The 16,432-nt window shown below is 43.2% G+C and carries 13 protein-coding genes; 7 read left to right on the top strand and 6 right to left on the bottom strand.

What is annotated here, in order from left to right:
• Positions 1-166: 166 nt before the first annotated feature.
• The 4 genes from K9M52_RS18470 to arsB are packed head-to-tail and all read left to right on the top strand — an operon-like array spanning position 167 to position 2,955.
• Positions 167-502, top strand: a complete 336-nt coding sequence (locus K9M52_RS18470) for an ArsR/SmtB family transcription factor (protein ID WP_224069919.1) — start codon at positions 167-169, stop codon at positions 500-502.
• A gap of 51 nt (positions 503-553) precedes the next feature.
• Entirely contained in the window at positions 554-1,006 is a 453-nt protein-coding gene (locus K9M52_RS18465; RefSeq protein ID WP_224069918.1) for an arsenate reductase ArsC, read from the top strand.
• Positions 1,007-1,036: 30 nt separating this feature from the next.
• The gene (locus K9M52_RS18460; protein ID WP_224069917.1) at positions 1,037-1,885 is read left to right on the top strand and encodes an arsenite methyltransferase; all 849 of its coding nucleotides are present in this window, start codon (positions 1,037-1,039) and stop codon (positions 1,883-1,885) included.
• A gap of 5 nt (positions 1,886-1,890) precedes the next feature.
• Complete coding sequence (gene arsB, locus K9M52_RS18455) at positions 1,891-2,955, top strand: ACR3 family arsenite efflux transporter (protein ID WP_224069916.1); 1,065 nt, start codon at positions 1,891-1,893, stop codon at positions 2,953-2,955.
• Positions 2,956-3,256: 301 nt separating this feature from the next.
• On the opposite strand, the gene K9M52_RS18450 is transcribed toward arsB, so the two are convergent.
• From K9M52_RS18450 to K9M52_RS18435, 4 genes are all read right to left on the bottom strand, one after another.
• A complete protein-coding gene (locus K9M52_RS18450; protein ID WP_224069915.1) occupies positions 3,257-3,490 on the bottom strand; it encodes a hypothetical protein in 234 nt (77 codons plus the stop codon).
• A gap of 88 nt (positions 3,491-3,578) precedes the next feature.
• Entirely contained in the window at positions 3,579-4,973 is a 1,395-nt protein-coding gene (locus K9M52_RS18445; protein WP_224071853.1) for an IS701 family transposase, read from the bottom strand.
• Positions 4,974-5,005: 32 nt separating this feature from the next.
• Positions 5,006-5,215, bottom strand: a complete 210-nt coding sequence (locus tag K9M52_RS18440; protein ID WP_119986438.1) for a hypothetical protein — start codon at positions 5,213-5,215, stop codon at positions 5,006-5,008.
• A gap of 126 nt (positions 5,216-5,341) precedes the next feature.
• Positions 5,342-6,382 (bottom strand): Rpn family recombination-promoting nuclease/putative transposase, encoded by a 1,041-nt coding sequence (locus tag K9M52_RS18435; protein ID WP_224069914.1) that lies wholly within the window; start codon positions 6,380-6,382, stop codon positions 5,342-5,344.
• A 629-nt stretch (positions 6,383-7,011) separates the two neighbouring features.
• Here K9M52_RS18435 and K9M52_RS18430 point away from each other — a divergent pair.
• From K9M52_RS18430 to K9M52_RS18420, 3 genes are all read left to right on the top strand, one after another.
• Positions 7,012-10,224: a SusC/RagA family TonB-linked outer membrane protein gene (locus tag K9M52_RS18430; RefSeq protein ID WP_224069913.1), complete on the top strand. Its 3,213-nt coding sequence runs from the start codon at positions 7,012-7,014 to the stop codon at positions 10,222-10,224.
• A 29-nt stretch (positions 10,225-10,253) separates the two neighbouring features.
• Positions 10,254-12,263, top strand: coding sequence for a RagB/SusD family nutrient uptake outer membrane protein (locus K9M52_RS18425; RefSeq protein WP_224069912.1), 2,010 nt, complete (start codon positions 10,254-10,256; stop codon positions 12,261-12,263).
• Positions 12,264-12,701: 438 nt separating this feature from the next.
• Positions 12,702-13,358 carry a CPBP family intramembrane glutamic endopeptidase gene (locus tag K9M52_RS18420; protein WP_224069911.1) on the top strand — a complete coding sequence of 219 codons (657 nt, stop codon included), beginning with the start codon at positions 12,702-12,704 and terminating at the stop codon, positions 13,356-13,358.
• Positions 13,359-13,749: 391 nt separating this feature from the next.
• On the opposite strand, the gene K9M52_RS18415 is transcribed toward K9M52_RS18420, so the two are convergent.
• Together K9M52_RS18415 and K9M52_RS18410 are read right to left on the bottom strand one after the other, a co-directional pair.
• A complete protein-coding gene (locus K9M52_RS18415) occupies positions 13,750-14,388 on the bottom strand; it encodes an Rpn family recombination-promoting nuclease/putative transposase (protein WP_224069910.1) in 639 nt (212 codons plus the stop codon).
• A gap of 384 nt (positions 14,389-14,772) precedes the next feature.
• Positions 14,773-16,302, bottom strand: a complete 1,530-nt coding sequence (locus K9M52_RS18410) for an FAD-dependent oxidoreductase (RefSeq protein WP_224069909.1) — start codon at positions 16,300-16,302, stop codon at positions 14,773-14,775.
• Positions 16,303-16,432 lie beyond the last annotated feature (130 nt).

Here is a 16,432-nt window from a genome sequence, read left to right as displayed (position 1 = left end):
TTTTAAGTTCTTTTTTCGAGTCAGGTAACTCAATTTCCATATTTATTGAATATCAACGTTTTAACAAAGAATCGGGCGATGTTCGCTTTTGCAACAGCAGGAGTATTTAAAAAAGATTTGGTGGATTCGGTTTATCTATCGTAATATTGCAATTAAACGATAGATCATGGGAGCAACGAAAACGGCTTTATTTACAAAAAAACAGAATGAATTGGCGGGTATGGCAAAAGCTATTGCGCATCCGGCGCGTATAGCCATCCTGCAACAGCTGATAAAAACCAATGCCTGTGTCTGCGGAAGCTTGGTCACTGAACTGGGGCTGGCACAGCCAACGATCTCTCAACATCTTAAAGAATTGAAGCAGGCGGGGATTATTCAGGGAACTGTAGAAGGAACCAGTGTCTGTTATTGTATTGACCCAAAGGTCTGGCAAAAATACCGGCAGCTTTTGGGTGAGTTCTTCGTGACGGTCGGGCAGTGCACAGATAAAGAGTGTTGCTAATTTTTTGCCTAAAGTGATCGCTTTATTGCAATAATTAAATAAAATAAAAAAATGAAAACCACCCGATACCGGATTCTTTTTGTCTGCATACATAATAGTGCCCGAAGCCAGATGGCAGAAACCTTTTTAAACCTGTTTGACAGTGCAAGATTTGAGGCTGAAAGTGCGGGTCTTGAGCCAGGCAGGCTTAACCCGAACGTGGTGGCAGCGATGGGGGAAATCGGTATAGATATAAGTAATAACAAAACAACAGCGGCTTTCGACTTGGTACGGGAAGGCAAACACTATGACGCTGTGATAACAGTGTGTGATGCGGCAAGCGCTGAAAAATGCCCCGTATTTCCAGGCAAAACCAAGCGTATAGCCTGGTCGTTTCCCGATCCTTCTGCTTTTAATGGTGCTCCCGAACAGATCATGGAGCAAACACGGCAGGTTAGGGATGCCATACGGCAAAAGGTCGAAGATTTCGTCAGGGAAGCCAGCGCTTTGAGGTTCTGGGTATAATCTAATTTTATCATCATAAATTGACACATCATGAATGAGGAAAACAAATTAAAAGATCTGGTAAAGCAGAAATATGGAGAAATTGCGTTTCAGGATAAAGCCTTGAACCAGGCATCTTGCTGTGGATCAAGCTGCTGTTCCAGCGATGTTTATAATATCATGAGTGAAGATTATAGCCAACTGGAGGGCTATAATCCTGACGCCGATCTGGGTCTGGGATGCGGGCTGCCTACGCAGTTTGCGGGTATTAAGGAAGGGAACACGGTGATCGATCTTGGGTCGGGTGCGGGAAACGATTGTTTTATCGCCCGCAGGGAAGCGGGCGCATCAGGTAAAATAATCGGTGTAGATTTTACCCCTCAGATGATTGAGAAGGCCCGGTTGAATGTAGAAAAGCTCGGGTATAACAATGTGGAATTTCGGCAGGGGGATATTGAAAATATGCCTGTAGGCGCTGAAATCGCCGATGTGGTGGTGAGCAATTGCGTGCTGAATCTTGTTCCTAACAAAGATGCCGTTTTCGGGGAAATATATCGGGTATTAAAGCCAGGCGGGCACTTCAGTATATCGGATATCGTGCTCATAGGCTCGTTGCCGGCCGGTCTTAAGCGGGCTGCGGAAATGTACGCCGGATGTGTAGCCGGTGCCATTCAAAAAGAGCAGTACCTGGATCTGATTCGTAAAAATGGATTTGTCAATCTCTCGCTCCAAAAGGAAAAATTCATTGAAATACCGGAGGATATACTGGCAGCTTATCTGTCTCAAGAAGAAATCAGGGAGTTTAAAGCAGCCGAGGGGGGTATTCAAAGCATTACAGTATATGCTGAGAAAGCTGTAAAAGCGGACTCTTGTGGTCCGGATTGTTGTAATAATTCCTGATAATTATGAAATCGACAAGATGTTCACCTGTCTATAAAAGAAAAAGGCTAGGCTTTCTTGACCGGTATCTGACGCTCTGGATCTTTCTGGCAATGGCCCTTGGCGTTATCACCGGTTATTATCTGCCCTCTTCGGCCAGGTTTATTAACTCTTTTTCTTCCGGAACGACCAATATCCCTTTGGCAGTGGGGCATATCCTGATGATGTATCCGCCTTTAGCCAAAGTGCGTTATGAACAGATAGGGAAAGTGTTTCGCAATAAACAGGTGCTTGGCGCTTCGCTATTGCTGAACTGGGTGATCGGACCAGTGGTCATGTTTGCACTGGCGCTGATTTTTCTTCATGATCATCCCGCATATATGACAGGAGTGACTTTAATCGGGCTTGCCCGTTGCATCGCTATGGTGATCGTATGGAATGAATTAGCGGAAGGAAACCGGGAATACGCGGCCGGGTTGGTGGCCCTGAACAGCATTTTTCAGGTATTGCTGTATAGTATATATGCCTATCTGTTCGTTACTATATTGCCGCCATTGTTTGGTTATAAGGGATTAGATGTATCTATTACTATTGGACAGATAGCTCAGAGTGTTGCAATTTATCTGGGAATACCTTTTGCCGGCGGCATTCTAAGCCGTTATGTTTTGCTGCATTTAAAAGGGGAGCAGTGGTATCAAAGTAAATTTATTCCACTTATTTCTCCGGTTACTTTGATCGCACTGTTATTTACAATTATTGTTATGTTCAGCCTGAAAGGAGAGATGATTGTTCAGATTCCGCTGGATGTGCTGCGCATCGCACTGCCGCTGATGATTTATTTTGCGATCATGTTTCTTGTCAGTTTTTTTATGGGCAAGAAATTGGGTGCCGACTATTCCCAGAATGCCGCCATTGCCTTTACCGCAGCCGGCAATAATTTTGAACTGGCGATCGCTGTTGCAATTGGCGTATTTGGGATAAATTCCGGAGAAGCATTTGCCGGCGTCATTGGACCCTTAGTTGAGGTGCCTGCATTGATCTTATTGGTCAACGTAGCGTTCAAGCTTCGGAGAAAATATTATGGTAATTAAGGTCCTGTTCTCACAGCAAGCCTTTGTTCAATAACGCCTACCTACCTCAATTGGTGTCTATATCCTCCGTGTAGGTAAAAAAAGCTTTACTTATGTGATTATTTTCATCCTTTGGCCTGCTTATTTTGGATACTCAAAATAGGATCTTGTCTCATATTTTTCTGAAAAGTGCCATTACCATTGGATTGCGCTACTATTAGATTTCGACAACGAAAATAAAAAAGACAGGATGGAGTATTAAAACTTGTCCTGTCTTTTTCTGAACAATTGGATCTGATCTGCATCAAAAGGTCGATGCGGCTTATCCAGCCATTGACGCTCTTACAATTTGTTCATCGATATCAAACATAGCCGCTATACAATTTGCGCTCCATTTTGGGTAGACGAAGGTTAATGCCTTTATCGCGTTTTTTAGCTTAGGCATCATTTCTGCTCGGCCCTCTTCTCTACCTTCTTGTCTTGCTTCTTCTTCTGCGTCCCGTCTGTGTAGTTGATCTACGAAATCCATAAATTCTTCCATTGGATACTGATTCATAACTATACTTTTTGATTCTACAATTTAGGTACAAAATATCTGACATTTTTAACAGGTTATTCATGAATAACCTGTTACTTTAGTTTGGCTAATTTCTGGCATAAAAGAAGGAGGAAAATGAGGGATTTGCCATTTTTTCGCACTTCGATAATTTTTTTTCAATGTTCACGAAGTCGGAAAAATTAATATTTACACTTTGCGCCCAATTTTCAACTCTACATCTATTTATAATATCACCAGTAGTAACCCTTTGCTTTTTAATATTTACGTACCATTTAGGCCCAGGGAGTTGTTTTTTTGATTTGGACTGCTGCTGTTTGTGCGATGCCAGTATCATCATAGCATAACATGCGGATACAAATGCCGGAACTTTTGCTACCGCAGTTTTTTCCCGGATTTGTGCCTGACCACATCCCATTAATGTTTTCTGATCTCTAAAGCCGACTTCTATCTCCCATCTTCTAATATAAGCCTGGACCTGCAGGAAAATATCTATCTCTTGATTGGTTGATATTAAATAGGCGGGAGCACGATACAGTAATTTTGATTTTTTGGTGAGCCTATAGGAAACTGGCCTGATAATGATCAGCATTAAGTCTCTCTTACCTGATTTTCGCCAGCGTATATCTTTTACAACTTTCACATTGAATGTACGCATCTTTCCTGCAGCCCATGCTTCAACCTGCTGATAAGGATAGTCATCGCTTTGTCGGATTTGTTCTGGTGTGGGGAGCTCTTCTCCATAATATCGTTTACGTCCCTTTCCTGATTGTTGCTCTTCTGGTAGAGCATAAATTTTTGAATCCTTCCTTATGCGGCCAATGAGTTCTACATTTTCTGGAAGTTGCCTTAAAACAGTTCCATTCGTGTAACTGCCGTCCACGCTCAGGATAAGTTTTTTATTTTTATAGCCATCGTCATCTAAGCACTTTCTCAAGGCTATGACACGCTGGACGCCTACTTCGCTCATTTTTTCTTTCTTCTGTCTTTCCCGGTATAGTGCTACTTCCTGGTCGGTCGCATTTTTTGACGGCTTCTTGGTGGGAGGACAATGTTTGAAGTCTACCGGGATGGCCCTTGATGGACCGCAGAGGTCTTTTTCAATGAGCGATAAAGAGAGTTGAACAAATCGTTGGCCCCAAATGAAATTATTACAAAACGGGGGGCCAAGTGGATCCCTTAGCCATCCGGTCCCTGATATTTTCTTCCCTCTCTTCCTTAACAGGGTATCGTCCATGTGTGCATAAATAAAATCGCCTTTCTTTCTATTTTGATACACGACCTCCTTTCTAACTTCAGAAAAAATTGCATTCATATCCATTCTTTCACCCTTAAATATTCGATAGGCCGCACTCCAGTCCTTAAACTGATTCCCACTTGCTGTTAACATCCCTGTTATCGTACAACGTCCAATACATGAAATAACTCCGTGAGACAAATCGCGAGCTCTCTGAAAAGTTCTGGATTGCTTGAAAGCTGTTATACATCTATCGAATAATTCATTAAAGCAAGCAACTACTCCTTCTTTTTGGGGAGTTTTTTTTTAAGATCTTTTACGGATTCATCACTACGCTGAAGTACTAGGCGCTGGTGATCATCTATCACCCACTCAACAATCTCTCCTTGCTTAAATTCTATTGCCTGAGCCACGGCAGCTGGAAAATTTACATACCATTGCTCACTCTTTGCTCTTTTTATTATCTGAATTTTAGTTGGATATCCCATATCTAGTCGTTTAACTAGATATAAAGATCACAAAAAATAGCAATATAACCAACTAAATTGCTATTTTTTTTTGCCTTATCTAGAAAAAGGCCAAACTAGAGTAACAGGTTATTCATGAATAACCTGTTAGCCAGGCATTACAGTGCTTACCACCTGTTCATCGACACCGAATATAGCCGCTATACGCTTTATACCCCATTTTGGGTGGACTGAAATAAATGCCTTTATCTCTTTTAGCTTAGCCATCATTTCTTCTCTGCCCTTGGCGAGACCTTTAGTCATTCCTTCTTGTCGTGCTTCTTCTTCTGCGTCCCGTCTGTGTAGTTGATCTACGAAATCCATAAATTCTTCCATTTTCGTTTGATTTATTTTTTTTGCAATTTTAATTACTTTATCAAAGTTTCCTCCTTCAAGAAAGGTGGGGATTTTCTTTAACCGATGAAAATTATTCAATAAATAAATCCATTTATACCTTTCCGTGTAGGTCTCTGGCTTGACCTTTTTTGCTTTGTTGAGATCCGCCAGCATCTTCCAGTCTCTACCTGTCAGCATATCGCTGTTATCTTCCGGATTCAAACTTACATATTGGTGCAGATAATCTGACGGACCTTGTCTATTCAATTTAAAGTTTGCCAACCCTAACACATAGACACCTACCTGGTCAAAATCCCATTTGGCGCTTTTCTTGGCCAGAGAAGACCGGAGCTTTCCATCATAAAGGGAGATCCGCTGGCTATAATGCTCCTGCCTCCGTCGCTGCATTTCCGTTAAGAATGAGGCACCGGTATTAGGACACTGCCATACAACGTCCGGGTTATGGTTTCTGGCATCCAGCGTACTGCCGATTAACGGAGCCGTTGTCAAATCGAGATCCGTTATCTCAGTCAAATGACCCCAGAATGCTTTGTGAAAGGGAATGGCTACTTCTTCTTTGTATTTTTCATCACCCAGAAATAATTTGAAAGCCATATCTTTTTTGAGATCTGACAGCTGCTTAGGGGTCCACGGTTTTCCATATAGGGGTGTCGGCACATTTTCTTTCTGAGAAGGTGACTGGTGAGCCATATCTTCCCGGACTTCGCGGCTGGTTAGCCTGCCTTCCCTGTCGATATACATGGCATAGGGCAAGCTGGTAGGCCCTGCATTAAAAATAGGTACATCATTCATAGCATTAAAATTTACGCATGACATTTAATCAAAAATGTTTGCTAGTCAAAAAAACTGATAATCCGGCAATAATTGTAGGTTATAGGTCAGCAGTAAAGCAATTATATTAATGGCATACAATATCAAGATTCACTGCTTTCACAAAGATAGGATTTCTTAAATCAAAAAACCAAAAAATAATGCACAAATTTTTAAAAAAAGACAAAAAAATTAGTTTAACCAGGTCTTCTCGTCATAATTGGGTGAAATAATAGCCATCAGCTTGTTGAATGCTGACAAATTCTTGCACTATTTAAAACGATGTAACAGCACCTATTAATATATAGAAACGGTTTTGGCTTATTCTCGAGGGCTGATCCGGGCAACAGGGCCGGCACATAAAATAATCAATCAAATTCATAGACAGCGTATGACCATCCTCTGTGTTTTCTATATCGAGCTGTTACCGGCTTTTAATGTAGTGTCCGTTACGGCTGCTTTTTGATTCCCTTCTCCTGATGGCTTCAGTTAAGATAATTTTATATAAATATTTGCCAAAAACCAATAGGTTAACCCTTTTTAATATTAATATTTTTGTTATGGTATTGGTTCACTAATGAACTTATAATTTATATTTTAATTAATGTGATATGAAAATTATACTAAAACGAAGATGTCGTGAGTCTTACTTTTTTAAACTCATGCGATTCAAAAGCTATGGGATGCTGTTTTTTATCTGTTGCATGCTGTCGTCAACGCGCTTGCTGGCCGGCGGTTTTGTTCCCTTTGATCGTCACGAGGCGGTGTTCAGGGAAATGGCAAGGCCGGTCGAGGGTATGGTGACGGATGAAGCCGGAAAGCCATTAGAAGGTGTGTCCATTAAACTAAAAGGCACCCGTGAAGGGGTGCTCAGTGATGCGAAGGGGCATTTTACGATAGATATACAAGTTGGTGCAGTACTGGAAATCTCTTACGTAGGTTATATTAATAAGGAAGTGACCTATCGGGAACAGGAAGATCTTCATATTGTTTTGGCACCTTTTAACCCTTCATTAGATGACGTGGTGGTCGTTGGATACGGAACGCAGAAAAAAAAGGACCTTACGGGGGCCATCACCAGTATTAAAAGTGATGACATTGTCCTGAATCCGAGCGGCAATCCCATGATCGCCCTGCAGGGAAAGGTCCCGGGGCTGGATATTACAAAATCTTCCGGTGCGGCAGGCGCCGGTGTATCCATGCAACTGCGCGGAACGCGCTCGCTCAGCGCCAGTGGCAATCCACTGGTCTTGATAGACGGTATGCCAGGCTCTTACAGTACACTCAATCCAAATGATATTGAGAGTATTGACATTCTGAAGGATGCCTCTTCTACGGCCATCTACGGCGCCTCAGGCGCGAATGGTGTCATACTGATCACGACCAAAAGTGGTAAGGAGGGCAGGACACAGGTGAATTATGATGCCTATGTGGGCTTTAATGGCTGGTCCAAAACACCGAAAGTTCATGCCGGTGACGAATACTTTAATGTAAAAAAACTCGCCCAACAGGAGGCAGGCACCTATACTACTGACGATCAGGTATTGTCGGCCGAGGTATATGCCGCCTATCAGAGAGGAGAATACATAGACTGGGCCAAAGCGATCATGAGTAGCAAGCTGACCCAGAACCATAGTATTTCTTTGTCTGGCGGGACAAAGAAAACCAAGGCTTACTTTTCACTGAACTATAACGATGAGAACGGTCAGTACAAGGGAGATATGTATAAAGTCTTAAGCTCTAATATCCGTATTGAGCATAAGGTCAATGATTGGTTTGCAGCGGGTATCAATACGCAGATGTTTTATACAAGGTCCGGGAGTGCCTATTCTAAGATGGAAAATGCGCTGAGATCTGTTCCCTATGGTCGTCTCTATAATGATGACGGCAATCTGAACGTACTTCCTGTAGCGGGTGACGAGCAGACGGTGAACTATCTACTGGATACAGATAAAGATGTATACCGGGATGAACACAATAATTTCAGTCTTTATTTTAATCCTTATATCCGTTTTACACCGCTTAAGGGGCTGTCTTTCGAGTCACGTGTCAGCGGTCAGCTGTCTTACTCCAGAAGCAATGCCTTTATAGGCGTCGGCTCTTATCAATATTACTGGGCGGAGGGTGCTTCAGCGACAGGGACAACACCTACTGTTGCAGCGACAATCGACCAGGACCGGGCTTATAACTACAGATGGGAAAATATCCTGACCTATGCCTTCGACGTGGCGGGGGATCATGCTTTTAAATTGACCGCCGTCAGCACGTATGACCATAATCAAGGCGAAACCACAAATATGTACAACAATCAGATCAGTTCAAACAGTTATCTGTGGGAAAATATGGGTGTCGGAAAAAGCCCGGCTGTCGGCTCTGGTTATTCCATGTCAAGGAGTCTTGGACTGATCGGACGTTTAAACTATGCCTACAAGGGGAAATATCTTTTTCAGGCCTCCATTAGGGAGGACGGTTCTTCCAAACTCGCTGACGGGCATAAATGGGCCTCATTTCCGGCGGTCTCTGCCGGATGGAGAATCTCAGACGAGGCCTTTATGCAGGGAACGAAGAAATGGTTATCGAACTTAAAACTGCGTGTCGGATATGGGGTATCCGGTACGGCCAGTATTGACCCTTATTCTTCCATATCTAATATTGAAGCCGGATATTATTCCCTGAGTGGGGAGAAGGTGAGCAAGGATAATTATTCCCAGCTATGGGCCAACGCGGATCTGACCTGGGAGCGGTCCTACAACACCAATATCGGTCTGGATGCGGATTTTCTGAATGCACGCATCCGGTTTACCGGCGATTTTTATATTACCAATACAGATGGAGTGATCTGGACCAAGAATATTCCGGTGGTCAATGGCGGGTATAATGCCAGCACTTCCTATCAGACAAGAGTCAATATTGCTAAGACCAGAAACACTGGCCTGGAACTTGGACTTTATACGACAAATATAACTACCAAGAAGTTTACCTGGAGTTCAGCGCTGACCTTTGCGACCAATAAAGAAAAGATCACCAAGCTGGCCGAAAAATCTAATAGTCCTGTCATTAATGGAGACTATGCGCTATTGGTAGGCTATCCTGTCAATTCTTATTATAACTATAAGATACTGGGCGTATGGCAAAAAGGAGAGGAGGCAGAAGCTGCCGTATTTGGTCAGAAGCCCGGAGACCTTAAAATAGATATTCCTAATCTGATCAGAGAGGGGGATCATGCCTATTCAAAACTAGATATTAATGGTAATCCGGTGGTGGACGATGAAGGGAATAAAAGAATCTTTACTGCAGAAAACCCATACTCTATAAGTGATAATGACCGCCAGATCATCGGACATAACTCACCTGACTGGTCGCTCGGTTTCCAGAATACATTCGCCTATGCAGGCTTTGATCTGACTGTTTATACCTATATGCGTTTCGGGCAGATGATCAATTATTCATTTTTAACGGATTATGATCCGACCGGCGGCGATAACTTTGGGGCTTACTTTAATTACTGGACTTCTACTAATCCGTCCAATGATTTTCCTGGTTTAAACGCCTCCATTCGCCGGCAGGATTATACAGGGTTTTATGGACTGTCCTTTGTAGACGGCTCGTTTTTTAAAATTAAGAATATAACCCTTGGTTACACCTTGCCTAAAAGGCTGCTGGAGAAAATCAAAATAGACAGGCTGCGCTTTTATGGAACGATCACCAATCCTTTAGTGATCGCCAGAAGCCACCTGCTCAAAGAGTATGATCCTGAACAAAATGGCAGTCTTGACTTTCCCTTAACCAAGCAAATGGTCTTAGGACTTAATCTGACATTTTAAACATAACGAATCCTATTAAACATACGATAATGAGAAAAACTATTATATACAATTTGCTGGCGGCCGTGATTTTATGCTTATCATGCTATTCCTGTTCCCTGGATGAATATAATCCCTCTGCCGGAGATGCAACAGAAAGTTCATTTAATACCTGGAGCGGCTTACTGGTACAGTGTTACACACCGCTTTATGACCAGCTGTTCTCCGCCTCGGATTTCCTGTATGTTTCAGAAACGGGGACGGATCTCTGGTTAAGTCATAATGATAATGACAATACCAAGGAGCTCTACTATTATGAATCCCTCACAACGAGTACAAATCCGACGAACAAATTATTTAAACAGGCCTATTCAGTGATTACAACCTGCAACTCGGTGATCAATGGTGCGGATCAGGTGCAGGGAGGCGACTCTGCCGATATAAACGAGATGGTGGGAGAAGCGAAATGCCTGCGGGGTTATTATTATTTACTCTTGGCAACCTATTATGGCCCGGTTACGCTGAACCTGGAATCTGCCGGTGCAACACCTGACTTGACCCCCAAGCGTAATACGATCGGGGAGATATACAGCCAGATCATAAAAGATCTGACGGAGGCGTCAGCGGCATTGGGCGTGACACCACAAGGGGGTATAGCCTGTCGTGTCACGAAAAAGTCAGCGTTAGGGCTTCTGGCGCGCGCGTATGCGCAGGGCGCCGGAGAAGGGCTGAAAGAAAACGGTGTTTCTTACTGGCAACGGGCAAAGGAAGTGGCGGAGGATCTGATTACCAAAGGCGCCTCTTATAACGCCGTCTTGTACGACGATGTCGCGGAGGTCTGGTCGGACAATAATAACCGTAATAATAAGGAGGCTCTTTTCTTTGCATCGGGGCCTGTAAGCGGAGAAAGCGATAGCTGGAACTACGCTTCAAAGTCCAATAAATTGTTCTCTTATACTTATTGTGATCCCAATTCCCTGCCTGAACTCTGTATCACGAAGAACAAGCAAAATTATTTCTACGGCCGTGTTAACAATAATAATTTTGCGCCTTCCCGGTATCTGGTTCACTGTTTCGATGCCAGCTGGGATAAACGGTGGGAAAATTCGTTTACGACAGCATTTGCCAATTTTTCCATGGTACAGCCCGGTTGGATGAGCTATGATGACAATATCGTCACCCTGACAGCCGCTATCTGTGCCGAATACGGGATCGATCCGTCACACGTAGGCGAGAAGATTTATCCCTATGCTGATGTAAATGCGACGCCTGCCACATTCGGCGGTAATCAGTATGAGGCTTCCGTGTGGCCTAAAGGTGTTCATACAGGGGACGTGAGTAAATTAGAGCCGACAGAGAAAGTATATGTCAATCCCTATCCACTGGCGCCGGATGAAGACCGTTTTGCCATCTATCTTTCAAAAGACAAGTTGAGTGCGGCTGAGAAAGCGGCCCGCAGATACTGCTGCATTAATATTGACGATCTGTTCGCTTCCGATGGCAGATATTTAAAAACGACTACCGACTGGGTCTCCAGACAGGGTTTAAATAACAGCGGATATAAGTTGTTCCCCTCACTGAGCAAGTTCAATGTCTCTCATTTCGGCATGAACTATGGCTCAAATCTGCAGATTAAACAGGGGGATATGTTCATTATGCGGATGGCTGAAGTGTACCTGATCGCGGCAGAGGCGGAACAGCAGCTTGGAAATGGCTCAAAAGCCGCAACGTATTTGAATGTACTGCGCGATAGAGCGGTCAGGGAGGGGGCAACTAAACATGATCTGACTTCTGCAACAGAGCAGGACGTTTTAGATGAATACGCGAGGGAGCTTTGTGGGGAGTTCAATCGCTGGGCCTTACTCAAACGCCATCATGCATTCGAGAAAGTATTGCCGTCGAGCAACCCGCGTGCAGCCGCAAGCTTTAACCCTTCCATCGATTATTACCGGCCGATTTCTTACGATTTTTTAAGTCAGATCGATAATGCGGAAGAGTATGGGGATAATGGATATGGGCAGACGGGCAAGTCTGGCCTTAAGGGCTTTTTGAATAAGTAGCGGGGCGGTTCAACTGCTATTTTAAACTGTTATCACAGAGGTCTATGCGCTTTTTAGGGAAGGCGTTAGACCTCTGTTTTAGTTGTGAAATATGCCGTTAACTGAACGCAGACGTTTGTTTTACTGGATTTGTATCTCTAGGTGGCCTTTCTTGATATAGTGGGCAGGGTACATCAATCGTAGTGTAGCGGCCCTATGCTCATAATTTTATGCCGGTTTGATGGAAAATGCCTAATTTGGAGCCGAAACTTGAATGGGTTATGAATCTCAAGCAGCCTGCTTAAGAACGCTCATTTAAGCATAAACCGGAATGGGGGCCGGCAGACGTTTCATCTGCCTTGCGCGTAGCCAGGTTAGGTTGGCATAAACACCAGGTAAGGCTTGGCAGATGAAGATGATGAGTAGTCAGCAAATAGAAATAATTTCAATTCAGCTTATATGAAGCATCAAAATTATCTAAAGTTCTTCATCGATATTGTGGTGATTGCATTTCTGATTTTGTTCCCACACTATGCATACCTGCCGTATTATTCCTACATGGTCATCTGCTTTTTAGTTGTAGTTGTTTATTTAAAACGGCATAACACGAAGCTGAGCAACCTAGGGCTTAAACGTAACGGCTTCTCCATTCATGCCGTGGTCGTTGGCATTGTTTCTGCGATGATCTGGATGGTATTTATTAAGCTTATTTATTTTCCATTTATCAATCATTTTTTTAAAGATTACATAGAGTCGTATACCGAGTATGACTTCATAAAAAACAATATTTGGACTCTTTTACTGATTATCATTGCTGCCTGGATTGGAGGAGGTTTCTATGAAGAGATTGTATTTAGAGGTTTCATTCAAAAAGTGATAGAAAGATGGATAAAAAAACAGAACCATGCATTTTGGATTGCAGGAGGAATAACGAGTGTTTTATTCGGCCTGTACCATCAGCAGCAAGGTGTCTTTGGCGTGATCTCAGCAACTTTGGGTGGGCTTTATTGGACTTTTTTGTTTAAAAGGTATAAGCGGAATTTATGGTATCCGATGGTTTCGCACGCAGTATATGACACAATCGCATTAACGATGCTGTATTTGAATCTATTGTAGTCGCTCAGCACATCTTAGTATTAATGCCCTAAGTAAAATACAGATTCTGTCTTCAGCACCAGAACGCCTTTAGACTCCCGCAGGAAACACCGATCTCACCGCCTGTACTTCAATACCTAATTGTGCGGCTGCCTCCTGTATGCTATAATTTGGGTTGGCAGAAATAAAAGCCCTGACAATTTTAGCCCGCTCTTCCTTCTGCCTTTGCTTCTCTAGCCAGGTCTTTCTGGTAGTTTTCCCAAAAGAAATCTTCTAATTCTTCCATTTTTGTTCGATTAAATTTTTAGCAATTTTTATTACCTGATCAAAATAACCTTCTTTTAAAAACGCCGGTATCCGTTTTAGTTTATGAAAATTGTTTAATAGATAGATACATCCATTTATCCCTTTCCTAATAGGCTGCCTGACTGACTCTGCTGGCTTTCCTGAGGTCTATCAGCATCTTCCAGTCCCGGCCTGTCAGCAGGTCCTGACTGTTTTTCGGGTTCATACTTACATATTCATAGATACAGCTGTCAGAAGCAGGTCTTTCCAGATCAAAATCAGCCATTCCCAGAACAAAAACAGATACCTGGTTATAATTCCAGTCACTGCTTTTTTTTGCAAGCGTTGCTCGGAGCTTTCCGTCATACAGCGACAGCCGTTGATTATAAAAATCCTGATAGCGCCTTTGCATTTCTATCAAAAATACATCGCCGGTCTTCTGTGACTGCCAGACAGTATCCGGACAGACATTTCTGCTGTCTTTGGTACTGCCTGTGAGCGTAGTCGTTTTTAACTTCAAGTCCGTCACCTCAGTCAGGTGCCCCCAAAAAGCTTTGATAAAAGGAATCGCAACCTGCTTCGCATAATCCTCGTCACCTAACAGCATTTTAAAAATCACATCCTTTTTAAGGTTTTCCAGCTGCTCCTTAGACGGAGACTGACCTGACTGGATGAGTTCATCCTCTTTGCGAAACTGCGGCCGCACATCCCGTTTCAGGGGCCGCTCCCGTACCTCACGGTTGGTCAGTCTGCCAAGCCTGTCCACAACAAGTCCATAAGGAACTGAGGCAGATGGGGATACTGGAAACTATAATATTATCCATGGCACATAGATTTTATACAAGGCACTTATTTAAAAGCGTCTGTTGTTTAAAAAAAATGGTAATCCGGCAAGAATAGTAGGTTATAAAACCGCAGTAAAATCATCTGATTGATGGCAACAATCCAGTTATTCACCGCTGACACAAAGATAGTATAATAAATTTAGCAAAACCAAAAAAATGTCAAAAATCTCATAAAAAAGATAAAAAAATTAGTGGGCATTTCCGAACCTGAAAAATGCCGCCAGAAATCCCTGTGAGAGCTCCACAGAAAAGGGAGGGACTGCTTGAACTCATTTTAATGATTGCAACTACTATCTCTTGAGCCCTTAAATACTTTGGTCTAATGGAATAACCTTCAGCGAAGATGCTGATGGGCCGTTTAAAAAACGGCCCTCAATATCGTATCTTGCTCCATGACAAGGGCAGTCCCAGCTTCTTTCCGCATTGTTCCATTCAACGATACACCCTGCATGCGGGCAAACAGGATGAAGCGCTTTCAATGCTCCTGATAGGTCTTTATAGATAGCAATTTTTTCTCCTTTATACCGGACGACCTTGCCTTCTCCCTTACTGAGATCAGCAAACTCTGGTAATGAGGCTACAGATAAGCGGTCAGCAACAAAGTGTTTGACAACATCTAAGTTTTCCCTGACCATATTTTTAAAGGCCGCCAGCGGTTTAATACGCGAAGGAGAAAGCAAATCTTTATACTGACTTTCTCCTGATACGATTAGGTCGGTTAGTATTCGCCCCGAAAGGGTTCCGAAGATCATCCCGTTGCCGCTAAACCCGGTGGCAACATAGACATTCCGGTCAGCACCAGGCAGGTGACCGATATAGGGCAGACCGTCTGAAGGCTCATAATATTGCGCAGACCATTTATAAATGACTGATTGAATGTCATAAAATCTTCGTACATAGGCTTCAAGTTCGGCAAAGACATGCTCAGTATTCATTTTATGCCCGGTCTTATGATCATTCCCTCCAATGAGCAGCACCCTGTCACTGCCATGCTCAACTGTTCTAAAATAATGATAGGGCTCTTTCATGTCATAGATGAGTGCCTCAGGATAGGAGTGGTTTTCTGGAAGTAATACGCCGATAAGATACGACCGGTAAGGAGCACACTTGAAATGAAGTGCATTTAGGCCAAAGGGGATATGAGTAGCATATACCACAGAGTGTGCAATATATCGCTCGTTTAGGGTACAGACGACTTGTTTGCCATCAGCGGCGTCCACTTTTTCAACGGCGGCCTCTTCCATTATAATACCGCCATTTTGCTGGAAAGCTTCCGCAAGTGAGAACAGGTACTTCAGCGGATGAAACTGTGCCTGACCTGAAAATTTGATCGCTTTTACAAAAGGAATCGGGACAGGTGTAGAGTCACTAAAAGCTGTGTTGATATTTACTTGTTTCAGACTATCATAGATCTTGTCCAGATCAGCGGCTTCCTGCTGAGTTTCAGCAAACATGTATCCGTCCCGGTGTTCAAAATCACAAAGGATGTCGTAGCGGTCCATATTATCTTTAATGAGGGCGATTGCCTCTTTTGCACCCTCAGCAATCAGGACAGCATTTGCCAGACCGAATTTATGTATTAGATCTGTATAAGGCGTATCAAGAACAGTATTCAGGTGGGCAGTCGTGCCGGAGGTGGTACCAAAACCTATATTTCGGGCCTCCAGAATAAGGCATTTTTTTCTCGCTTCCTGTAAGAACAGACCGGTTGTTAAACCGGTAATGCCTGCGCCGATAATAATAACATCATATGTTCTCATTTCGCCTTCCGTCTTGAGATTGAAAGGCCTTTTTGTTTCTTGCCAGATACTGGTCGTATTACTGTCCCTTGTCATACAATTGATCTTTGATTATTCTTTCACTCGTTTTAACAAGATCAAATGGGGTGCCAAGGGCTCCTGGGATCATCACATATCCCGTTCAAAAAGTCGCCAGCAGTCAGGGGCGGTTTGGCAGGGGCCACAA

The sequence above is a fragment of the Arachidicoccus terrestris genome, from assembly GCF_020042345.1.
Classification (GTDB): domain Bacteria; phylum Bacteroidota; class Bacteroidia; order Chitinophagales; family Chitinophagaceae; genus Arachidicoccus; species Arachidicoccus terrestris.
This window is presented reverse-complemented; position numbering and strand designations above follow the sequence as displayed.